19 protein-coding genes are annotated in these 22,810 nt (G+C 51.1%); 12 read left to right on the top strand and 7 right to left on the bottom strand.

Annotation, left to right across the window (positions count from 1 at the left end; all coding sequences use genetic code 11):
- Positions 1-36 precede the first annotated feature (36 nt).
- The 4 genes from Enr17x_RS12965 to Enr17x_RS12950 all read left to right on the top strand — a co-directional run bounded on the left by Enr17x_RS12965 (position 37) and on the right by Enr17x_RS12950 (position 4,430).
- The gene (locus tag Enr17x_RS12965; RefSeq protein ID WP_198001133.1) at positions 37-1,698 is read left to right on the top strand and encodes a Kelch repeat-containing protein; all 1,662 of its coding nucleotides are present in this window, start codon (positions 37-39) and stop codon (positions 1,696-1,698) included.
- 118 nt (positions 1,699-1,816) lie between these two features.
- Positions 1,817-2,608: a tetratricopeptide repeat protein gene (locus Enr17x_RS12960; protein WP_145309333.1), complete on the top strand. Its 792-nt coding sequence runs from the start codon at positions 1,817-1,819 to the stop codon at positions 2,606-2,608.
- Between the two features lie 42 nt (positions 2,609-2,650).
- Positions 2,651-3,082: an RrF2 family transcriptional regulator gene (locus Enr17x_RS12955; protein WP_145309331.1), complete on the top strand. Its 432-nt coding sequence runs from the start codon at positions 2,651-2,653 to the stop codon at positions 3,080-3,082.
- The gene (locus Enr17x_RS12950; RefSeq protein ID WP_232101042.1) at positions 3,069-4,430 is read left to right on the top strand and encodes an outer membrane protein assembly factor BamB family protein; all 1,362 of its coding nucleotides are present in this window, start codon (positions 3,069-3,071) and stop codon (positions 4,428-4,430) included. The genes Enr17x_RS12955 and Enr17x_RS12950 overlap by 14 nt, the downstream gene beginning before the upstream one ends.
- A 243-nt stretch (positions 4,431-4,673) precedes the next feature.
- On the opposite strand, the gene Enr17x_RS12945 is transcribed toward Enr17x_RS12950, so the two are convergent.
- The 4 genes from Enr17x_RS12945 to Enr17x_RS12930 all read right to left on the bottom strand — a co-directional run bounded on the left by Enr17x_RS12945 (position 4,674) and on the right by Enr17x_RS12930 (position 7,938).
- A complete protein-coding gene (locus tag Enr17x_RS12945; RefSeq protein ID WP_145309329.1) occupies positions 4,674-4,979 on the bottom strand; it encodes a hypothetical protein in 306 nt (101 codons plus the stop codon).
- Positions 4,972-6,423, bottom strand: coding sequence for a hypothetical protein (locus Enr17x_RS12940; protein ID WP_145309327.1), 1,452 nt, complete (start codon positions 6,421-6,423; stop codon positions 4,972-4,974). Before Enr17x_RS12940 ends, Enr17x_RS12945 begins: the two co-directional genes overlap by 8 nt.
- A 78-nt stretch (positions 6,424-6,501) precedes the next feature.
- On the bottom strand, positions 6,502-6,900 hold the full coding sequence (locus Enr17x_RS12935) for a hypothetical protein (protein WP_145309325.1): 399 nt from the start codon (positions 6,898-6,900) through the stop codon (positions 6,502-6,504).
- Positions 6,901-6,972: 72 nt separating this feature from the next.
- The gene (locus Enr17x_RS12930; RefSeq protein ID WP_145309323.1) at positions 6,973-7,938 is read right to left on the bottom strand and encodes a DUF1559 domain-containing protein; all 966 of its coding nucleotides are present in this window, start codon (positions 7,936-7,938) and stop codon (positions 6,973-6,975) included.
- Between the two features lie 317 nt (positions 7,939-8,255).
- Between Enr17x_RS12930 and Enr17x_RS12925 the strand changes: the two genes are divergently transcribed.
- The 3 genes from Enr17x_RS12925 to Enr17x_RS12915 all read left to right on the top strand — a co-directional run bounded on the left by Enr17x_RS12925 (position 8,256) and on the right by Enr17x_RS12915 (position 11,078).
- Entirely contained in the window at positions 8,256-8,705 is a 450-nt protein-coding gene (locus tag Enr17x_RS12925) for a GNAT family N-acetyltransferase (protein WP_145309321.1), read from the top strand.
- Positions 8,706-8,809: 104 nt separating this feature from the next.
- Complete coding sequence (rimK, locus tag Enr17x_RS12920) at positions 8,810-10,213, top strand: 30S ribosomal protein S6--L-glutamate ligase (protein WP_145309319.1); 1,404 nt, start codon at positions 8,810-8,812, stop codon at positions 10,211-10,213.
- An 85-nt stretch (positions 10,214-10,298) separates the two neighbouring features.
- A complete protein-coding gene (locus tag Enr17x_RS12915) occupies positions 10,299-11,078 on the top strand; it encodes a hypothetical protein (protein WP_145309317.1) in 780 nt (259 codons plus the stop codon).
- A gap of 14 nt (positions 11,079-11,092) precedes the next feature.
- Here the strand turns inward: Enr17x_RS12915 and Enr17x_RS12910 are convergent, their stop codons facing one another.
- On the bottom strand, positions 11,093-12,412 hold the full coding sequence (locus tag Enr17x_RS12910) for a PQQ-binding-like beta-propeller repeat protein (protein ID WP_145309314.1): 1,320 nt from the start codon (positions 12,410-12,412) through the stop codon (positions 11,093-11,095).
- Between the two features lie 131 nt (positions 12,413-12,543).
- On the bottom strand, positions 12,544-13,293 hold the full coding sequence (locus tag Enr17x_RS12905) for a 3-keto-disaccharide hydrolase (RefSeq protein ID WP_145309312.1): 750 nt from the start codon (positions 13,291-13,293) through the stop codon (positions 12,544-12,546).
- A gap of 562 nt (positions 13,294-13,855) precedes the next feature.
- Here Enr17x_RS12905 and Enr17x_RS12900 point away from each other — a divergent pair.
- The 3 genes from Enr17x_RS12900 to treZ are packed head-to-tail and all read left to right on the top strand — an operon-like array spanning position 13,856 to position 20,677.
- Positions 13,856-16,084 (top strand): HAD-IIB family hydrolase, encoded by a 2,229-nt coding sequence (locus Enr17x_RS12900; RefSeq protein ID WP_145309310.1) that lies wholly within the window; start codon positions 13,856-13,858, stop codon positions 16,082-16,084.
- A complete protein-coding gene (locus Enr17x_RS12895) occupies positions 16,081-18,048 on the top strand; it encodes an alpha-amylase family glycosyl hydrolase (RefSeq protein WP_145309308.1) in 1,968 nt (655 codons plus the stop codon). Before Enr17x_RS12900 ends, Enr17x_RS12895 begins: the two co-directional genes overlap by 4 nt.
- 16 nt (positions 18,049-18,064) lie before the next feature.
- Positions 18,065-20,677: a malto-oligosyltrehalose trehalohydrolase gene (gene treZ / locus Enr17x_RS12890; protein WP_145309306.1), complete on the top strand. Its 2,613-nt coding sequence runs from the start codon at positions 18,065-18,067 to the stop codon at positions 20,675-20,677.
- A 98-nt stretch (positions 20,678-20,775) separates the two neighbouring features.
- Here the strand turns inward: treZ and Enr17x_RS12885 are convergent, their stop codons facing one another.
- Entirely contained in the window at positions 20,776-21,174 is a 399-nt protein-coding gene (locus tag Enr17x_RS12885) for a DUF1353 domain-containing protein (RefSeq protein ID WP_145309304.1), read from the bottom strand.
- A 238-nt stretch (positions 21,175-21,412) separates the two neighbouring features.
- Here Enr17x_RS12885 and Enr17x_RS12880 point away from each other — a divergent pair, with 238 nt between their 5' ends.
- On the top strand, positions 21,413-22,033 hold the full coding sequence (locus Enr17x_RS12880; RefSeq protein WP_145309302.1) for an SOUL family heme-binding protein: 621 nt from the start codon (positions 21,413-21,415) through the stop codon (positions 22,031-22,033).
- 40 nt (positions 22,034-22,073) lie between these two features.
- Positions 22,074-22,514 (top strand): hypothetical protein, encoded by a 441-nt coding sequence (locus tag Enr17x_RS12875; RefSeq protein ID WP_145309300.1) that lies wholly within the window; start codon positions 22,074-22,076, stop codon positions 22,512-22,514.
- The last annotated feature ends 296 nt before the right edge of the window (positions 22,515-22,810 follow it).

Below are 22,810 nucleotides of genomic sequence, written 5' to 3'. Positions count from 1 at the left end.
GCACACTACTTAACCCTTTAAATACAGAGTATGCACATGAAAACGTTTCAATGGACCGTCGCCATCATCTGCTTGCTGGCCGCGTCAATCACCAACCAGGCGTATGCCCACTTCCTCTGGCTCTTGCCGCAGGCCGAAGGCAAAAACAACGCCGCCAAAGTTCAACTCTACTTCGGAGAAGCCGCTGAACCGGACGACCCGGATTTGCTCAAGCGACTCACAGACATCAAAGTTTGGGAAAAGACTTCCAAGGGTCAACTGGAAACTTACAAATTAACTGCCGGCGATGATTCACTGTTCATCACCCCCAAACCCAAAGGAGCAGGCAGAGCCGCCTATGGTCTCGATCATACCTACGGCGTGATCACACGCGGCGAGAGCCAGTTCCTGTTGAAGTACTACGCGAAAGCCTATCCCCAAAAGAGCCAGCGCGTCTGGAGTAAAATCGACTGTTCCAAACAACTGCCTCTGGAAATCGTTCCTGTCCTGAAAGGGGAAGAAGTCACCCTGCAGGTGAACCTGAACGGCAAGCCGCTCGCAGACGCCGAGCTCAAAATCATCGGCCCTAAAACCGACAGCGAATCAGTCACCGCGACTACCAACGCCAAAGGCCAGTACCAGACCAAACTGACGAACGGCCTCTATTCGATTCGTGCCAAACACGTCGAAGAGAAATCAGGGGAACACCAGGGAGACAAATATGACAGCGTTCGCCACTACTCGACTCTGACACTGCCATTCGTTGCTCTGAATCATAACACCAAAACGACTGCCACCGAAGCAACGCCTGCTGCAGACAGCAAATTCCCTCAGCTTCCCGATGCGATCTCCAGCTTCGGTGCTGCTGTGAGTGGAGATTATCTGTATGTCTACAGCGGCCACATTGGACGTGCCCATGCCCATAGTGCAGATAACCTCTCGCAGAAGTTTCAGCGTCTGAACCTGAAGCAGCCCAAAGAGTGGGAATCGCTGCCTCTGAAGACTCCGCTGCAGGGATTAGCCATGGCACCCCACGGCAACAGTGTTTATCGTGTCGGCGGTCTTTCAGTATTGAACAAAAAAGAAGAAGATTCTCTGATGGAATCACTGCCAACGGTCGAACGTTTTGCTCCAGAAAAGAAAACCTGGGAAGCAGTCACCCCCATGCCCACTGGTCGTTCTTCACATGACGCTGTTTTCTCAGGTGATAACCTATACGTCGTCGGTGGCTGGACCATGCGAAAAGGGGACGAGTCCATCTGGCAGGAAGAAATGCTTGTACTGGATGCCTCTCAGCCTGAAGCAAAATGGAAAACGATCAAACAACCTTTCCAGCGACGTGCACTTTCGGCTGCTGCTCACCAGGGAAAAATCTATGCCATGGGAGGCATCGATGACGGTGGCGATATCAGCCACGAAGTTGATATCTATTCTCCTGAAACCGGCAAATGGACCAAAGGCCCTGAGCTGCCTGGCAGCACCATGAACGGCTTCGGAACCACCGCCTGGAGCATGGACGGCAATCTATACGTCAGCGGAATGGATGGCGACGTCTTTCAGCTGGATCAGAAAAACAATCAATGGAAAAAAGCAGGTTCGCTTGCGACAAAGCGTTTCTTCCATCGAATGTTACCAGACGGTAACGGCGGTCTGCTCGCCATTGGTGGTGCCTCTCGCAAAGGTCATCTGAAGTCCATCGAGCAGGTCAAACTGAATTAAAAGCGTGTTTCCGCTTGATGAGACAAGAGCTCTGCTCTGGATACGCCCCATTTCCGGGAGCTCTTGTCTCTCTCTTTTTTGTGGATTTTCGATATACTTCCCCCTCAGCGAGAATACCATGGATGCCCAAAACACACTGCAGAAAGCGATCGGCCTGTTTCGGCAAGGCTTGCATTATCAAGCGCTGGATCAGATTTCCCGACTCTTGAATACCTGTCCCAATGAAGGCAAAATCTGGGAATTGAAAGGCCTGGTCGAAGACTCGCTCAGTTGGCGAAATACGTCAATTCGCTCCCTGGAAACCGCGACAACATTGATTCCAATTTCAGCCTCAGGACAATATATTCTGGCAAAGAATTATCTGGAAATCGGTAAACACGCACTCGCCAAATCTGTCTTCTCAATCCTGCTCCAGCGACAGGACCTTCCAGATCGACTACTGCCGGCAATCTCGTCTTACCTGGGACAATACCCTGAACTCACTTATTTAGCGCTGGATGCCTGTAGAAAAGCAGTCAAACGCGACCCCGGGTGTGCTGAATCCTGGCTGGGCATGGCCTGTTTCATGGGGAAGCTACATTACCCGAAAGAACAGATCGCCAATGTGCTCCGTAAAGCAGTCACGCTTGACCCGGAAAATCGACACTATCGCATCGCCTTGAGTAATGTGCTGGAGCAGTCAGGAAAATTCGACCAGGCTTACCGTGTTGTGAAAGAAATAAAGACATCGGAATTGAACCAGATCCCGTGTGCTGCATGTCTGAAAAAACTGATCCGCATTTTTTCGCTGGCAGAAGATAATACCAGGCACGAAATCTGTTCAAACAAACTGAAACAACTTCAATCAACTGAGATCCCAACTTCGCCGGAATTTTTGCCGCCCCGATTTTCCGATCCATTGAATAATTAACACGCTGTACCAAACGCGCGGCGTGCCTGAAAAGAAACGGTCATGATCTCTCAAACTGAAGAATATGCATTACGGGCGATGACCTGTCTGGCATTCCGGCATCCGAGCTACATTACACGCGATCAACTTTTTGACGTCACCCAGGTCCCACACGCCTATCTCCCCAAAATCATGCTGGAATTAAATCGAACCGGCCTCATTCGTTCGCAGCGCGGACAAAATGGCGGCTACGCCTTAATACAACATCCGCAGAATATTTCCCTGCTGAAGATTATCAAAGCGGTCAGAACCGGGACCTCAAAAAACGCGCCGTTATACGCTTCGTCAAATTCAACAGAAATCAATCAATTAAACGAACACCTGAATCAGACGTTTTCCATGCTGGAATCCGTACTTGATCAAACGTCATTAGCAGATATTATTACGACTCCTGTAGAACAAAATTCAAAGGAACAGCACTGTGTTCAAAAATAAAATGACAATCTATTTCGTACTTCTGCTTTGCTGTGCAACAGTGGAAGCTGCTGATATCTGGTCTGGTTTTCGTGGCAATGGTTCCAACATTTCGCCGGCCGTGAATCTGCCGGTAACATGGACTCCCGACCAGGGTATTCGCTGGAAACAAACGGTCCCCGGTTACGGGCAATCCTCGCCGGTCGTCTGGAAAAACCAGGTTTTTGTCACATCCATTGAAGGGCCACAACAGGAAACCTGTCTACTCCATGTCTATGATCTGACGAACGGACAGGCAGTCTGGTCGAAAGAATTCAAAGCCAGTCAGACCAAGAAAACCTCTTCGATGGTCTCCCGCGCAGCTCCCACACCGATTGTTGATGAAAACGGAATCTATGCCTTTTACGAGAGTGGTGATGTCGTCGCTTTTACCCATTCCGGGACTCCGCTCTGGCAGCGTTCTTTAGTCAAAGATTACGGTGCATTTGTCAGCAATCATGGCATCGGTAATTCGCTCGCACAAACCGCAGATCAGATCATTGTGTTAACCGCTCATGAAGGTCCTTCTTACCTGTTGTCTCTGGATAAAAAAACCGGAAAAACAAACTGGAAAACTGATCGCGAATCTGGTGTCGCCTGGACTTCTCCCACAATTGCCGATCGAAACGGCACTCCGGAAATCATCGTCAGTTCACGAGGCACCGTAGACGGTTACCAGGGACTCACCGGCGAATTGCTCTGGACACATTCCGGTATCAGCGGCAATACCATTCCTTCTGCCTCGGTCTATAAAGATACCATTCTGATCGGTGCGTCCATGGATCGCAGAAATCCAAACGCCGCCAAAGCCAGTGCTTCCAACTGCTGTTTAAAACTGGTCACTAAAGAGGGAAAACCAACATACGAAGTTCTCTGGAAAGCAAACAAAGCGGTTTCCTATTACTGTACTCCACTCGCCTACAAGGGCTGTGCCTACTTCGTCAATAAAGTCGGCGTTGTCTACTGTCTCGACCTTCAGACAGGCAAACAACACTATGCCAAACGGCTCACTGGTCCCTGCTGGAGTTCCCCACTCGCTGCCGGAAACCAAATCTACTTCTTCACCAAAAAAGGAACGACCGACGTCCTCCGCCCGGGAGCCGAATTTGAATTACTGGCTTCCAACGCACTCATTGCGGAAGAGGAAGAGAAACCGGAAACAGAGAAAGCCGCGAAGCAGGATACGAAATCCAAGTCTGACAGTCGCGGCTCCGATAGAGGCGGCTATTCCCAACTCGGTCCCACCGTCTATGGCACCGCCGCCGTCGATCAGTCACTGCTGATTCGCACCGGAACGGAACTCTTTTGCATCGGTTCCACTGAAAAATAAATTCCCTCAAAAGAATTTCCTCTCCGATTTAGCTATCTTGAATTTCAATGCCTCCGAATTCATTTCGGAGGCATTGTTGTTTTATAAAATGCATTTTTCACTGACCATTCCGAGCTTGACAGCATCCCGCCCTTGTGAATACTCCCTGTTATGCGTCGCGCGCGAGTGAAACGGTTTATGCACTGCTTATCTTCGCGTACTGAACCGATTCCCTCAATTTCTGCCTGGGCATCCAACACATTTTCATCGAACATTCAATTCGCTGTCCAATTTTTTATGCGTATCGACACGCTTCAACTCGCTTCGGACCAGCTTTGCCCACAAACGGAAGCTTCTCGCACCGGTACCAAACCATGTCGTTTTCGCTTCCTCTTGACCTACGGACGCCGTTGAAAAAAATACCCGGAACATCTTGATTCTCTCCAGAAACAATTTCAATTCATAAAAAAACAGATGATCGCACAGCACTCCGCCGCACGACACCTGTTTTACCCGATCTGTTCCGATTGATGTTAGATAAAAACGCAGCACCGCTGCGCATTCAATCACGTCGATCCTGCTGTCCCACGGCAATCACCTTTGTCGGCACACCAGACACCGAAAATGATTCGACTGGCTTCAGACTTTTCAGCGAAAACGCCTGTATCTTACCCGCCCCCGGTTCGGTCCAGAAAGCATAGCGGCCTGCGTGATCAAAGGTGATTGCATGATGCCCGTAATGTCCCTCCACTTTGCTCGATCCCACCTTAATCTGTTTTAGAACTTGCGCATCCTGATAATCCAGATCCCCATTCGGATCCAGATCGATCAGACTCAGATACTCATTTTGTTCCAATTCCTGAGAGTGATTATGAAACACAAATGCCAGTCGCTTGCCCCATGCCGTTTTGACCACTTCCAGACCGGCGGGCGAATTACCTTCATTCATCTTTAAAGGCACCGAGATCAAAGCTGGCTCATCCAAACTGGCATTCAACAAACACAGCCGTGCCGTATCACCCGTTCCTGAAACGAACAGGACATAATTCCGCTGGGTCGTAAATGCCCCTGTTCGCCCCGGCTTCTTTGTCTCTGGATCCTCTCCCAGTGACAGATGTTGTACTTTTACTTTGGACTGCGAGCCGGGCAGGGGATTCAGATCTGCCTCACACCAGCAGATCCCGTCCGCCGGCGCGAAAAAGACCTTTCCCTCGCAGACAGTCGCCCCGTGAATGGCCCCCGTCGGTAAGGCGAATGAATAGGCAATCTGCTCATTTCCATCCGGGAGAATTCGCGTCACATCGACCATCCCTTTTTGAGGTCCGCCACCATCGATCCAGGTTGAGTATCCTGTCTTTTCTGCAGCGACCGCCAGCGTAATATGATTTCCTCCTCCTCGATGAAAGCCGGTCTTGATGTTTGCCTTGGGATCATCTCGATACCATTGAGGATCCAGACGCGTATAACCGGAATTGCGATCATTGGCCAGATAGAATACCCCCTGATAACAATACAGATGCGCCGGGTTCCCTTGAGCCGTATCCAGTCGTGTCCCGATTACTTTCGGCTGCTTTTTATAGTACCAGTGCGAATGATTGCCGTGCGACTCTTCTTTTACGCCTGAGTCGAAAAAGACCCAGCCGCTCTGATCCTGTCCCGCTTCCTGATCACGCACTCCCACCATTAATGTTCCCAAACTCTGTTCCATCTGTACCAGATTCTGCGACTCGGTATCCAGATCTGGGAATCCGTCGATCACCGCCGGCGTCTCCAGAGTTAGCGTTTTTCCCTTCCGCACGTCGGCCCATTTCACCTGCTGTGTGGCACGATCCTGAAAAAACAGTCGACAGACCGTTCGTGTTCTGGATGTTGATTTCGATATTTTTGAATGCTGATCAGACTTGGATTTCTCTGGTACTTTCGACTCAGCCTGCACGATCAGTGGCAGCAGTTCCAGCAACACCAGACCCAGAAATAAACTCAGTTTCGTGCGATGTAGGCGCAAAATCCCCATCTTGTTTCTCCTCAGTTGAAAAAATGAATGAATGCAAGAGCTTCTACAACAAATGTAGAACCCTTACGTTGAATGGTCTCACCAGGGACAATCCGTGCCTTCCAGAAACAGGAAACGGCCCTGATCATATTGCAGACAAACCCAGGTTGGGCTCTCGCAGGTTTCCTGAGTCCAGTAAAACCGACGGCGGTTTCGTGTTCCGTGATAAACGGCAGGGGCCCCCTGAAAGGCAGGGCTGTCCGCCAGACTCGGATTGGCTTCAAAATAGCGAGTCAATAATCGACTATCAGAAGACCCCAGCTTCGGCTCCCGAATCCAGTTGACACCGGCGGCAGAAAATGTCTCTGGACAATCTACTTTAGCTGGCTTTCGTTGTTCTCCCCTTTCGGAAGTACAACCACAAACACTTACCAGACAATACAAACCCCAAAAGCAAAATCCCCCTCGTATCCAGGATTGAGTACCACAAGCCAACATCTTGATCTTTCTCTGTTTACATGGAATTCTCTCGAACAAAAGTGAGAATCCACTTTCAAATCGGAACTAAAATTAAAATTCGCCAATCACTGCACCATCGGCTCTACTGAAAAGGTGACGCAGCGTGAGTAAATCGATATTCTCACCAACAAACCGGACACTGCCGTCACACAACAACGCATTCACCCCACCAGGGTGCAGGCTCCGTGCCCCGGAAATCACCTCACCATGATGGGCGACATCCGGTTCTGTCGAATTGGGAGGATAGTAGCCATGTACCAGCGTGCTGTAGCCCAATGTCCGGATCCAGGTCCCTGCACGGCGGCCTTCATATCTGGTTGCCGAGCGAGCTGCCAGAGCATCAGCAGAGGCAGAACAGGGGCCACCGCCACTCACCCGTTTCATTTGCCGGTCTGGATTCACTAACAGCGTGGTGTCTGGCCCTCGATCCCCAAACAGAGTTTCTGCCATAAATATCGTATTCGTCGTGCCATCAGTAATATCACGAAACCGAGTCGAGGAACCCCGCCAGAACAGGCCATCATTTTCAGAGGAACAATAATTCGTATTCAGACCGGAACCACCGTTAACCATATAATTTGAACCGGCCCAGACCGTTCCATTGTCATCCGTGTAATACACGTTTCCCGCATCGCTGGGACAGAGAAAAACCGGCAGCACCTGTCGCGCCACAACTTCCAGGGATGGATTGATCGTCGCTGCCCAGGCAGGCCCTGTCAGCAACGGTTCCCGAAAATCAATCATATTCTGCAAATTTGCCTGATCGAGGTAGGGAAGCAGCTGTGCGGAAGGCGAATAACCATATAGAGAGTCAGAAGCCATCAGCGGGAGCCGGGAATGCGTTTCGTGATAATTGTGTAATGCCAGCCCCAACTGCTTGAGATGATTCTTACACTGCACGCGACGTGCCGCTTCGCGCGCCATCTGAACTGCCGGTAATAACAGAGCGATTAAAATCGCAATGATGGCAATCACCACTAATAATTCAATTAACGTAAAACCGCGTCGTCGTTTCATGATTCCCCCTCATTCGGATACTGACTCAATAAAAATTGCACTCGTCGCGGCACATCAACCTGAACCAAAACCGCAACTCATCCTGCTTGAATGAAGCGATAGTACCACATGCATTAATTATGTAAATACAATTTCATTGCATTTACATAATTGTTTTAATAATTAATTTTCCATGAACCTGAAAGTCTGCTGATTGTCATTGATAAAATAAATCCACGAAATACTGGTGCACAAGTTGTGGACGAGCATCAGATCAAACACCAGTACTCCATTTCTTTTACTTAACCAATTTCCTCTAAAAGACTTCCGTGTGAACCATGAACCAGATTACTGTCAGACAAGCCACCCTCGCCGATAGGGACATTCTCGCGCCTCTGTTCGACAGCTACCGCCAGTTTTACGGACGTTCCAGCGATCTTGGTGCCGCGCGAGAATTTCTCTCAGCCCGCTTCAATCATGGGGAATCGGTCCTGTTTCTCGCCTTCGATGCCGAAACTCCTGTCGGATTCGCACAACTCTATCCCAGCTTTTCCTCGGTCTCTCTCGCTCGAACATTCATCTTGAATGACCTGTTCGTGAGCCCCGATGGGCGCCGCAAGGGCGTTGGCACACAATTGCTCACAGCTGCCATCGAGTATGCAAGATCCTTAAAAGCCATTCGCCTCTCTCTCGCAACAGAGATCACCAACGAGACAGCACAAGCCCTGTACCAGTCGACTGGCTGGAAACGAGACGAACAGTTTTACGCCTACCACTTTACACTGTAGTTCTTAAAGTTGTCTGACTCAGGAAGCTTGCGAGACTGCGCTACATTAAGCTACCCTTAGCGCACAACGTCCCAATCAGGTTTCAAGAAAGATAGCTACAGACGATGAATGATAATGATTCCAAATTAATCGTTGGCAGTGAAGAGTGGTGTGCTTTTCCCGACTTGGGAATTCCTGCCATGAAAGCACGCGTGGACTCCGGTGCGAAAACGTCTTCGATCCACGCCTTCAACGTTCAGAAATTCCGACGACAGGGGGAAACCTGGGTCAGTTTTGAAGTCCATCCACTGCAGAATAACCGCCGGGTCGTTGTGCGTTGTGAACGCCCGATTGTCGACAAACGCGTTGTCAAAAGCTCCAGCGGGATCTCGGAAACACGTTTTGTCGTGCTGGCCACGCTCAAGATGGGCAGCGTCGCCTGGGAAATTGAGCTCACGCTGGCCAACCGGGACTCCATGGGCTTTCGCATGCTCTTAGGCCGAGAAGCAATGAGCGGACGCATGCTGGTCGATCCTTCGATCAGCTTCTGCATGGGACAGGTCTCCAGTGACACGCTCGACAAACATTATGGCAAACGGGAACAAATCCGCAGCGGTCTCAAGATTGCACTGCTCGCCAGTAACCAGGAACTCTACAGTAATCAGCGTATTCTGGAAGCGGGTGAAGAACGCGGACATGAGATGGAATTTCTCGACATTAAACAGTGTTATATGAAACTCGATGCCGTTGAACCGGAAGCACATTACCGGGGCGGCAAGACGCTCGACGATCTGGACGCGGTCATTACGCGGATTCGTCCCAGTATCACGTATTACGGCTGTGCTCTGGCGCGTCAGTTTGAAAGTATGAATGTGCTGACAGCGAACACATCAACGGCCATCACACAATCCCGCGACAAACTCTATTCACTGCAATTGATGCTGAAAAGCGATATTAACATCCCTACTACGGGCTTTGCCAACTCGCCGATGGATACGAACGACCTGATTGAAATGGTCGGCGGCGCGCCCCTCATCGTGAAACTGCTGGAAGGTTCACAGGGACGAGGCGTCGTCTTAGCAGAAACCAGAAAAGCAGCTGAGAGTGTGATCAACGCCTTTAAAGCGCTCCGCGCCAATCTGCTGGTTCAGGAATTTGTGAAAGAAGCGGACGGCAAAGACCTGCGCTGCTTCGTGATTGACGGCAAAGTCGTCGCCTCGATCCAACGCGAAGCCGCTCCCGGCGAATTCCGGGCCAACATTCACCAGGGAGGCACGGCTTCCATTGTCAAAATCACGCCCACGGAACGGAAACTCGCCGTCAAGGCCACCAAAGCGCTCGGGTTGATGATCGCCGGCGTCGACATCATCCGCTCCAAAAACGGACCGCTACTGCTGGAAGTCAACTCCTCACCCGGTCTGGAAGGTATCGAAGCTGCCACCGGCAAAGACATCGCCGGCATGATGATCGCTGCGATCGAGAAGAAGCTCAAATGGAAACGCGAACTGAGCAGCAAACGGACGAAATAAAAGATCGTTCTCGGAATCTGCCAATCCCCGTGTTACAATCGACTCGTGTTGAGAAGCAATAATCCTTTTCATGAGAGCGATGAGCATGCAACGGAAATCGATCAAGTACAGAATTTCACACATCGTTTGTTTCACAATTCTGTTTCTTCTGACGACATTCGCTGCTGCCGATCAGAAATCGAACAAGCCGCGCGAACAAGTCGGCACGGTTCTGGGAAGGCCGGTTTACCGCGATGAAATCCGCACAGAATCCAACCTGCCTCTCAGCGGAGAACTGCATCGTCTCTTTTCCGCTCCCGTATTACAAAAGTACCAACAGACTCATCAATCGAAGTTCGCGCTGACGCGACAGGAAACAGAGACCGCCGCCAGATACTTTACCAGGAACGAGAAAATTCGTGAACTCTATCAAAATAGCGCACCGCGAGTTCGCAAAAAACTTGAGAAGATCAAACAGATGCTGGCAGCCCCCGATCTGAAACCGGAAGATAAACAGAAACTACTCAAACGTCAGGCGGAATTACAGATGGATTTAGAGATTCCCGGCAGTCCGTTTGCCCGGTTCGCATTGAAACAATGGAAGTTTCAGAAACACCTGTATGATCAATATGGTGGCGGTCGTATCCTCTGGCAGCAGGCGGGACTGGAAGCCTTCGACGCCATGCACAACTGGCTGAAAGCGCAAGAGAAACAAGGAACGTTCCAGATTACTGATCCGGAATTACGCAAAGCCTTCTACGAGTATTGGACCACGCATAATCACGGCGCCTTCCTGACTGATGATCCGGAACGAATCCGCAAGGAATTTCTCGAGCCCGAATGGGCTCTCAAACCTGTGACTAAGAAAAAACCTGCAGAAAAATAAATTCCGGCAGCTGTTCACTCAGCGGATTGATCAGAACCGATACACACCAACTCTTCCTGGCGTTTTCCACCCGACTGCGTGCCGACTCTCAAAAACAGTTCCCCATCGGCGGCAGCGGGGCTCGCATAGCAGTCACTTCCCAACTGGTTCACGGCGACTTCCTCAAAGCCGTCTTTCTGTGCCTTAAACACAAATGTTTCTCCTGACAGATTCGGCACATAGATCAGCCCGTTACACAAAATCGGCGACGCGCTGAATGAACCACGCAGGCGATGTTTCCAGAGCACATCGCCCGTTTCGGTTGACCAGCAGTAAGCGATCCCGTCGTCGGTAATCCCATAAAGCTGTTCTCCCTCGACCAGCATGGATGGTTCATAGATTTTGGTTTTATCAGACCAGAGCAGTTTCCCCTCGGCAGAGAGTCCGACCGTTTCGCGTTTGGGATAACCACCACTGGCGAAAATCTTGTCATCCGTTGTGACAATCGTGCCGCACGTTGCTTCGGCCAGACAGGGAGTGCTCCAGTTTTCTTTCCCCGTCGCAGGATCAAAACTGGTAACCTGATCGCAGCCGCTGATCAGCAATTGATCGCGGCCCCCGACATGCGCCACCACCGGACTGGAATACGTACTGACCGCAGGCCGCGAAACCCGCCAGGCAATCTTGCCCGATTTCCGATCCAGTGCGGCAATATAACCGCCGCCCCGGTTATCGGCGGCGATGATCACAAATGATTGATAGAGCAGGGGGGAAGGGGCGTAACCGAATTTCGAGTTGAAGGCGCCCAGCTCTTTTTGCCAGAGCTGCTTGCCGTCTAAATCAAGGGCTGTCGCGATGATCTTGCCTGAATTCAGAAAGACTGCGTAAATGCTTTCTCCATCACACAACAACGTCCCGTTGGCATTTGTCCCTTTTTTGTGTAGTTCTCCCGGCGACGGGAAGCCCCCTTCATGCAAGACGGTTTCCCAGCGGACCGTTCCATCGGCACGGTCAAAGGCCATGACCATCTGTTCCTGATTTGGATCATCGGCGGCCGCCAGTAATACCAGATCATTCACAATCACCGGCGAGCCATGCCCGCGTCCGGGAATAAACGTCCTCCACTTTACATTTTTTGTCTCATCCCACTCTGTGGGCAGCGCTTGATCGGGAGCGTGGCCGTTTCGCTGCGGTCCGCGCCAACCAGGCCAGCTATCAGAAAGATCCGGAATATCAGAATCACTTAAAGAGACGCCACTCGACTGGACTGAAATTTCTTCTACCGGAGTCGTCTTCGTACAACCGGCAACCAATAAGACGCCGACCAGGAACAAACGGCTGAAAAATGTAACCATCTCGATTCACTCCTCCTTGAAGTTTCTATTTTGAAAAGTCGATGGCGGAACATTTTTGATTCACAAAACTGGCACTGATTCTATGGGATTGACAGAATCAGTGCCAAGTTCAAAACACGTTTCTTAATCGATTATAACTTTTTCAGAAAGACATTCTTAAAGCGAATTTCGCCGCCGTGTGTCTGTAACTGAATGGGACCGGTCTCGTAAATGGGCTGGTCTTTTTCATAATAGTTATCCATCTTCTTGTTGTCCACAACCAGCTTGTCATTCATATAAACGGTGACCTTATCACCTTTCATAATAATGCGGAAATGGTTCCATTCCCCAAACGGTTTGTCGGCATGCACGAGTGGATATTTGCCTTCACCCTTGTTGTTGAACAACCCACCGGAACCCAGATTCGCTTTGCGATCCCACTTGCCGCCTTCTTTGGTGGTATCCCAGATCTGTACCTGAGGCACGCCACGCAGATAAATGCCACTGTCGGCTTTCGCGACGGTTTTGTAATCGAGCAGTAATTCAAAATCACCAAAGTCTTCAGCCGTCGTCAGATAAACGCCGTGCCCGTCGTTGACGAGCTCACCATCTTCAACAGACCAGTGCTCTAAAACATCTTCCCAGTTCTTTTTCAGCAGTTCCTTGCGTTCGGCTTCCGACATTTTCTTGACAGCCAGAGGACTTTTGCCTTTGACTTTATGGTAATTCATCCCGATCCAGCCCGACAGGTCTTTCCCGTTAAACAAGGCGATAAAGCCTTCAGGCGGCTGATTCAGTTTGGAGTCCGCTTTTTTTTCGCCCGCGGATAACACTGATGTTCCTACAAGCGCGAGAACCAGAAACGAACAAAGACGCTTTTGAAAACTGATCTTTGTAACCATAAATCATTCCTCTTACTGTCAAAGGTGTGAATTAATACTCAGGGGAAGATTCAGTAACCTTCCTAACTAATTACTCTAATTTCACACCAAACGAAATACAATGTGCCCGCTCGAAAGTCATGCAGAAAACGAGAAAACGGAACGGCCCCTTTCTTCAGCTCTCTTGTCACTTGATGCCTCAAGTCATTCCTGCAGTGGAATTTAGACCGAAATTCATTTTTTTCTATTCGGTACATCGTTTGCTGACTTATATTCTCACAATGAATCAGGTACGATCAGTTCAGGATGACCCAGTTTTACACGCCAGTAAACAAAAACTCGCAAAGACGCGTTTCGCGACAGTGGTCGCTCATCGATCACTGCGGTCGCTCAGCGACCGGTCTACCTCACGATTCTGCCATCCGATTCTTATTCGCAAGTTCGTACGCGCTACTACGAACCATGTTTTGCCGAATTTATGCTCCGCTCTTCGCGCAGGACGGACTCTTACTACTACCGCATTTTCCCAGGATGCCGGAAAGTGTCACTCTCTTAAAGACCTTAAAGGAACAGGATGAAGAAAATGGCCCGAGATGTTTTAAAAAAGTCATCCAAGCAGAAATCAAAATCAACCACCAAAACAAAAGCCTCAGCGTTTCCCGCCAAAAAACCGGATGATTTGAAAATCACGTTAATCAGCCTGCATGGTTTGATTCGCGCACACAACTCCGAACTAGGCCGAGATGCCGATACGGGAGGCCAGGTCAAATATGTACTCGAACTCGCACGCGAACTGGCCGCACATACGCACGTCCGAGAAGTCGAATTACTCACCCGACAGATTATCGATCCCAAAGTGGACGATGATTACGCGCAAGTCGAAGAACAAATTTCAGAAAACGCCAAGATCGTTCGCATTCCCTTCGGCCCCAAACGATATCTGCGCAAAGAATCATTGTGGCCTTACCTCGAATTATTCATCGACCAGACACTGCAACATTTCAAGCGAACCGGCCTGCCAGACATCATTCACGGTCACTATGCCGATGCCGGCGTTGCCGGCGCACAGTTGGCGCGATTGCTGCACATTCCTTATGTCTTTACCGGCCATTCACTCGGACGTGTAAAACGACAACGTCTTTCACTCGGCAAAACCGATATCGAAGCGCTGGAGAACAAATATCGATTTACGACGCGCATCGAAGCCGAAGAGCTCGCTCTCGAAACCGCATCCATGGTCGTCACCAGCACTAATCAGGAAGTCGAACAGCAATATCAACTATACGATCATTATGAACCGTCGCGGATGGAAGTCATTCCTCCCGGCGTCGATTTAGACTCATTCTCACCAGCTGATAAAAACTGGAAGATTCCCAAAATAGCCGAGGATCTCGGACGCTTCCTGCGTGAACCAGAAAAGCCGATGATCCTCACAATGGCACGCCCCGATGAACGCAAAAACCTGGAAATGCTGGTCCGCGTCTATGGCGAGAGCGAACAGCTGCAGGAAATGGCTAACCTGGTCATGGTTATGGGAGCCCGGGATGATCTGCGCGAATTACCAAAGGGACAACGTTCGATCATCGAAAACGTGCTCTATCTGATTGATAAGTACAATCTGTATGGAAAAGTGGCTTACCCGAAAAAACACCAGCCAGATGACGTTCCCGAACTGTATCGGCTCGCGACTTCAACAAAAGGCGTTTTCATCAATCCCGCGCTCACCGAACCCTTTGGCCTGACCCTGTTGGAAGCCGGTGCGACGGGACTTCCGATTGTCGCCACCAATGACGGGGGACCGCGAGATATCATCGCCAACTGTCAAAACGGCCTGCTGGTTGACCCGATAGATCAGTCTGCCATCGAACACGCACTACTTCGCGTTCTCACAGAACCGGAACAGTGGACCGACTGGTCGACCAACGGCATAAAAGGCACGCGCGAATACTATTCCTGGAATAATCATGCCAATCGTTATCTGCGTGATCTGGATGACATCCTTGAACATTCGCCGGCCCCCGTACTCGCAGACAAATCGACCAACAGACGACTTCCCGATTTTGACCGGTTGATTATCACCGATCTGGACAATACACTGACGGGCGACGATGAAGCACTACGGGAATTCATCGAACTGATCCGTGAAAATGAACATATCGGTTTCGGGATCGCTACAGGCAGACGTCTGGATAGTGCCATGGCCTTAATTAAGGAACTGGGACTCCCTCAGCCGGACCTGATTGACACCGATGCTGGTACACAAATACACTACGGCGAGCACCTCACTCCCGACCTCAGTTGGCGCAAGTCAATCGACTATGCCTGGAAGCCGGAAGAGATCCATAAAGTGCTTGATCCATTACCAGGTTTCTTTCCTCAGGAAGACGAACATCAGTCAGAATTTAAAATCAGTTACGAGATCGATACCAGCATCAGCCCCAACATCATAGAGATTAAAAAAATTCTCCGGGAAGCAGGTTTGCGTGCTAAGGTTATTATGTCCCTCGGCATGTATCTGGATATCATCCCGGTACGGGGCGGAAGTGACCTTTCCATGCGGCACGTTCTCTGGAAATGGGGCTTCGCTCCGGAACATGTCCTCGTCTCAGGCGACTCGGGTAACGATGCCGGCATGCTTCTGGGACGGACGCTGGGGGTCGTTGTCGGTAACCATAGTGAAGAGCTGGAAAAGCTCCGTGATCGTCCACGCGTCTATTTCGCGAAAGCCGCGCATGCAGCAGGCATTCTCGAAGGCATCAAATACTACAACTTTTTAGACAAGATAACTATTCCCAACGATCGGATCGAATGAGCACGGCGCAGGATGAGATTGACTTCAAAGCGGATCTGACGCTGCAACGCTTGCAACCGCAGCTCGAAGCAGTCTGGCAAACCAGCCAAATCAGTGATGGCAAACGACACGAATTCGAATTAAGACTGAAGGAACATTGGCGCCCTCTGTTTGCGCTACTCTTTCGTCTGTATCACTCCCGGTACGACTTCTTCTATCACATCGAACAGGTCCTGATCACCGCTGCGAAAGCCTGGGCCGAACGTCCCGAAGCCCTCTGCAAACTCGATCGCCACCGCATCAACGAACCCAACTGGTTTCAGTCGGAAAAGATCTCCGGCGGTGCCTTATACGTCGATCTGTTCGGCGATAATTTAAGCAAACTTCGCGAGAATGTAGGCTACTTCAAGGACCTCGGCCTGACTTACTTACACTTTATGCCGCTGTTCGCTGTCCGTCCCGGCAATAATGACGGGGGATACGCCATCAGCACGTATCGCTCAGTAGACCCCCGTCTTGGTACGATCGACGACTTGCGTCTGCTCGCCGCCGACCTGCGCGAAGCCGGCATTTCACTGGTCCTCGATTTTGTCTTCAATCATACGTCCGATGACCACGAATGGGCACAACTCGCCCAATCCGGAAATCGTGAGTACCAGGATTTCTATTACATTTACCCCGATCGTACGGAACCCGAAAAATACGAACGCACACTCCGCGAAATTTTTCCCACCGTCCGCCGCGGTAATTTCACCTGGCACGACGGCATGCAGCAATGGGTCTGGACCACCTTTAACAGTTTTCAATGGGACCTGAATTACGCGAACCCTGCGGTCTTCCGTGCCATGCTTGATGAAATGTTTTTCATCGCCAACACCGGCATTGATATCCTGCGTCTCGACGCCGTTGCCTTTATCTGGAAACAGATGGGGACCAGCTGTGAAAATTTGCCTGAAGCGCACATCCTCATCCAAGCGTTCAACCGCCTCGCACGCATCGCCACACCAGGCCTGTTATTCAAGTCCGAAGCCATCGTTCATCCCGATGATGTCGTCAAATATATCAGTGAGGAAGAATGCCAGATCTCCTACAACCCCACACTGATGGCGTTGCTCTGGGAATCCCTGGCGACCCGCAAAGTCAACTTGCTGACGCAAACACTCAAACACCGCTATAAGCTTCCCCCCAATACAGCCTGGGTCAATTATTTGCGCTGTCACGATGACATCGGCTGGACCTTCGATAATGCCGACGCCGAAGCCATCGGCATCAACGCCTATAATCATCGTAACTTCCTCAATGAATTCTATACCGGCCAGTTCCCGGGCTCGTTCGCGCGTGGCGTTCCCTTTCAGGAAAACTTCGAAACAGGCGACATGCGCATCTCCGGAACGATGGCGTCTCTCGCTGGTCTGGAACAGGCCATCGAAGAAGACGATGACGAAAAGAAAAAAATCGCCATCAGCCGCATGCTTCTTCTGCACGGCGTTTCACTCAGCATCGGCGGCATTCCACTTCTGTACCTGGGAGAAGAGTGGGGCATGCTCAACGATTATGACTTCGTCAAAGATCCCGCCAAAGCCGGCGATTCCCGCTGGATTCATCGTCCCAAAATGCAATGGGAATACCTCGACGAACTCGATGACCATATCGGCACTGAAAATGGTTCGATCCGCAAAAAGATTTATCGATCCACTCAAAAACTAATCGCCTTAAGAAAATCATTGCCTGCACTCGCCGGTCAGGACATGGAGCTGATCGCAACGGCAAATGACCACATTCTCGGCTATGTGCGCTTACATGATGGCAATCGATTAATCGTGCTCGCCAACTTTTCGGAAGAAACTCAGGAAATCGACGGTAACAAACTCCGTACTGCCGGACTGGGACGATTCTTCCAGGATATGATCGAAGATAAAACCTACGCGACCTCAGAGAAACTGGTGCTCGCACCTTACCAGATCCTCTGGCTCAATCGCGTCTAACCGACGGAACGATCTGATGTCCCCGATGAAACCGAATCAACCAGCCGTCTCCTCTCGAGGGCACGTCCTGGCTACCGATCTCGACGGCACCTTCATCCCCCTCGAAGGCAACACACAAAACCGGTCCGACCTGCATACACTCACCAGCCAGTTCGCCGCTCATAACATCTCTCTAATCTTCGTCACAGGACGTCACTTCGAATCGGTCGTTGCAGCCATCACCGAATTCCAGCTCCCTGAACCGGAGTGGATCATTTGCGATGTCGGCACCTCGATCTTTCAGCGACAGACATCCGGTGAATTCACCCCTGTCTCCGCGTATCAGGATTATCAAGATCAGATCATCACTTCCATGCCCATCGCCACACTCCGCGAACGGCTGCTGTCGATTCCGGGTTTGCGTCTGCAGGAAGAAGAAAAGCAGGGGCCCTTCAAACTCAGCTTTTACGCCGACGCTACACAACTCGACAAACTCGTGGAACAAGTCCAGGCCGATCTCGATCAGACCAACGCACCATACTCCATCATTCACAGCGTCGACCCCTTCAACGGTGACGGCCTGATCGATCTCCTGCCGGCCACTGTCTCCAAGGCGCACGCACTCCAGTGGTGGTTCTCCGAATACAATCTCAACTCGGAAGACATCGTCTTCTCGGGCGATTCCGGCAACGATCTCGCCGCACTCACCGCCGGCTATCGCACCATTCTGGTCGGCAACGCCAGTCGCACACTCGCGCAGCGCGTATATCAACTGCATCAGGAATCCGGCTGGAACAACAGACTCTACCTCGCAAAGAACACTGCCACGAGCGGCGTCCTCGAAGGCTGCCGCTGGTTTGGACTGGCGGAAACACCAGACACATCTATCGAACGTATTGGCGCCACTCCTGTTACTGACAACAAAACTCATTTTCGTGTTTGGGCTCCCCAGCGAGACAATGTCACAGTCGAAATTCACAATGGCGATACCACCATCGAACACGACTTGCACCGCGACGAACACGGTTTCTTCTCTGGCACTGCCTGTAACGCCCGTCCCGGCTCCCATTATCAATATCGCCTCGAGAACAACGTCGCACGTCCCGATCCCGCGTCGCACTATCAACCACAGGGCGTTCACGGCCCTTCACAAATCGTTGATCACCGCGACTTCGCCTGGACCGATCAAAACTGGCAAGGCATCGAAAAACGCGAGTTAATCATTTACGAACTCCACCTCGGTACCTTCACCGAAGACGGCACCTTCCGCGCCGCCATCGAACGCCTGCCCGACTTGCTCGACCTGGGAGTCACGGCCGTCGAACTCATGCCCGTCGCGCAGTCGCCCGGACATTGGAACTGGGGTTATGACGGTGTTGATCTCTTTGCCGTCCGCAATACTTATGGCACCGTCGATGACTTTAAAGCCTTTGTTGATGCCTGCCATGCCGCCGGCCTCGCCGTGTTGCTCGATGTCGTTTATAACCATCTGGGACCGGAAGGCAACTACCTCTCCGAATTCGGTCCCTATTTTTCCGACAAACATCACACCCCCTGGGGTGACGCAATCAACTACGATGGCCCCGATGCCGCACACGTCCGACAGTTCATCACCAACAACGCGATCTACTGGCTCGAAGAATTCCACCTCGACGGTTTAAGACTCGACGCCGTCCACTGCATGTACGATGACAGTTCGTTTACCATCCTCGATCAAATCCGGCAGGCTGTCTCACGATTCGCAGAAACCAGCAACCATCCAATTCACTTAATCGCCGAATCCAACGTCTACAACCACGAGATGCTGACTGCGGACCAGAGCAGGGGCGCCTACGATGCCATCTGGTGTGACTGCCTGATGTATTCAATCTACTCACACGCACTCCCCGAACTGTCACTGACCCACCGCCAGTACAACGGAACGCGCGATCTTATAGAAACTCTCGCGCACGGCTATGTCTACGCCGGGCAGGATTCCCAGCGTGTCTCGGCAAACCAGCGTGAAAGTCGGCATTTTGAGTCACTCGTAGTCGCTCTGCAAACCCACGACAGCGTCGGCAATCACCCGCACGGTAAACGAATTCATCACCTGACTTCCAAAGAATTCCAGAAAGCCGCTGCCGCACTCGTCCTGCTCTATCCCGGCATCCCCTTGCTATTCATGGGCGAAGAATGCGCGACGGAAGCCCCGTTTCCGTTCTTTGTGGACTTCGAAGACCAGCAACTTCGCACAGCCGTTGACCTTGGTCGCAAAGGAGAATACCCCCAACACATCTGGCAGGACGCCTATCTCCCCTCGAATGCAGACGCCTTCTATCATGCCAAATGGAACAACGCCACCAGGCGCGACCACGACATGCATGAGTGGTATCGCCGTCTGCTACAACTCCGCAAGCAAGGCCTCCAAACCGGCTGGCTCGCACCGCCCCACCTCAAAACCGAATGCAACCAGGAACAGAATCTCTTCATCTTACACTACCAGAACACATCCATCACGGCCCGTCTGACTCCCTCGGCCATCACTGACGCCAGGCCCATCGCTGTCCCACTCAAGGGAAAGCTCCTGCTGTCCTCCGACCCCGATCCCGTCATCAAAGACAACCAGATCGAACTCGCCCCCAACCACGCCATCATCGTCCAGCAATCCTAACCATGTAGGGGTCGCCCCATGTGTCGACCCGCCGCGCGACGTCGCAATAGCTCAGACCACAATGAAACCTCTCCAAACGTCAACACCCGGATAAAATTTCACGACAATCGATTCTTCTTCCGCTCTCGATCCCAGGCAAACCGAGCCCCCAGCCGGATCAGAAACCACCCCCACCACGCCTGCAACCAATTCGCACGACTCGAACCTGACCGGGCCACTAACCGCCAGATTGTATCTGTTTCACAGCGCGTAAATTGGCTGGTCTCATACAACCGGTCATGAATCACTCCCGCCAGATCAACGCGGGAACAATCAGTCAGCAACTGACTTAAACCGGGCAGGGAACGGGAGTCCGTTATGTAATTAGATGGCACCATAATCTCTTTACCGTGCACATTCACGACCAAATGACGCAGTAACCGGCGACTCCCATCCGCAAGTCGTTCCGTCTGTAATGGTCCGCTCACAAGCGTGACGGTCTGGTCTGTCTCAGCCATCGAGATCCCCCTTCATCTGGAAAATCTTTCGGAATGAACCTGTGCAAACAACGTTTTGCAACTACAGTTTCTATAGTCAGCGTGAGGGTCTTCTTGTAGTGCATAATCCACTTCTTAGTCATTTTAGATGCAGAAAGCCAGCTGTCCCATGAACTTCCGTACTAACGGCTCGGATCAAATAATGAACATAGTTCCCCCACAAGTGCTTGAAAACAGGCCCAATCTAAAACGGAAACGTATGATCTACTTTGTTCTGACCACGCTACTGCTGGTATTTTTCTTCTTCAGCTGGAAGTTGACCGCCCGAAGTGCATACGAATCAGCCGCGTATACCGTTGTCGAATCCGCAGGTCCTTTTGAAATCCGTGAATACCCGGATCTGATGCTGGTGATAACAGACAGCAAAGCACAGCCAGCGAACAAAGACAAACGCTTCATGAAATTGTTTCGTTATATTCAAGGTGCCAATCAGCAGGAACAAAAAGTCTCCATGACAACGCCGGTATTCATGGACCCCGAAACAGAGAATGCCAGTGGAAAAATGGCGTTTGTGATTCCCAAAAAAACCGCAGCTGAAGGCATTCCAGTACCAACGGGAGACAACGTCCGCATTCAAAAACGCCAAGGCGGACGCTTTGCCGTCTATCGCTTTAATGGGCGTTTAAATAAAGAAACCACCATCAAAGCAGAGCAGAAATTACGCTCCTGGATCAAAGAGAAAGGACTGACCCAAACTGACAATATGGAAGCAGCGGGTTACGATCCCCCTTGGACACCGGGCCCTCTCAGGCGTAACGAAATTCTGATTCGCCTGGAACAACCCGCTGATCTGAATTCGGAACAACAGGAATCCAGATAATACAAGCTTCGCGCGCCATCCATCGGGAGCATCCGACACATTGAAAATCCTGTTCCTGCTACAACTGGTCTCCACCTTCTATATGGTCGGCTTGATCTGGTTCGTCCAAATCGTACATTATCCCCTGTTCGCTCTCGTCGGCCAGCCCGAGTTCACCCGCTATCAGCAGGCGCACCAATTAAGAACCACGTTCGCCGTCGGCCCCATAATGCTCACCGAAGCAGCCACGACTGTCGCTATTGTTTATTGGCCTCCCCCCGGCATGGGTCCCGCTTTTACCTGGTCCGGCGTCGGCCTGTTGTTTATTGTCTGGATCTCAACAGCCGTGCTACAAGTCCCCCGGCACCAGGTCCTCGCGTCTCGATTTTCAACTCAACACATCCGAGGGCTGGCCATTTCCAACTGGGTCCGTACCATCGCCTGGACCAGTCGCGGATTCCTGCTGCTGATCTACCTCTTTCAAGTTTTCCCCGATAAATAAAATATTCTGTCAGTCCGCCTGGCTCACACCCAACCACACGATCATCACAACGACATGCGAGTCTTTATAAAAATGTAGGGGCAGCCACACAGGGCTGCCCCTACATCTAATTGTATCGACACATCCTCGTAGGGGGCGACCCATGTGTCGACCCGCCTCGCGACATCCCCACCATTCCACCCCCACATCGGCAACACGCAAAACATTCCCACGCACATCACAAACACATCAACCCAACGGGCTGACACATGAGTCAGCCCCTACTTTTCCTCTGACGAAACTGTCATTTACTACCA

Origin of the sequence: Gimesia fumaroli (genome assembly GCF_007754425.1) — a bacterium.
GTDB classification, from domain to species: domain Bacteria; phylum Planctomycetota; class Planctomycetia; order Planctomycetales; family Planctomycetaceae; genus Gimesia; species Gimesia fumaroli.
The sequence above is the reverse complement of the archived record's forward strand: the minus strand, read 5'-3'. Positions and strand labels throughout refer to the sequence as shown.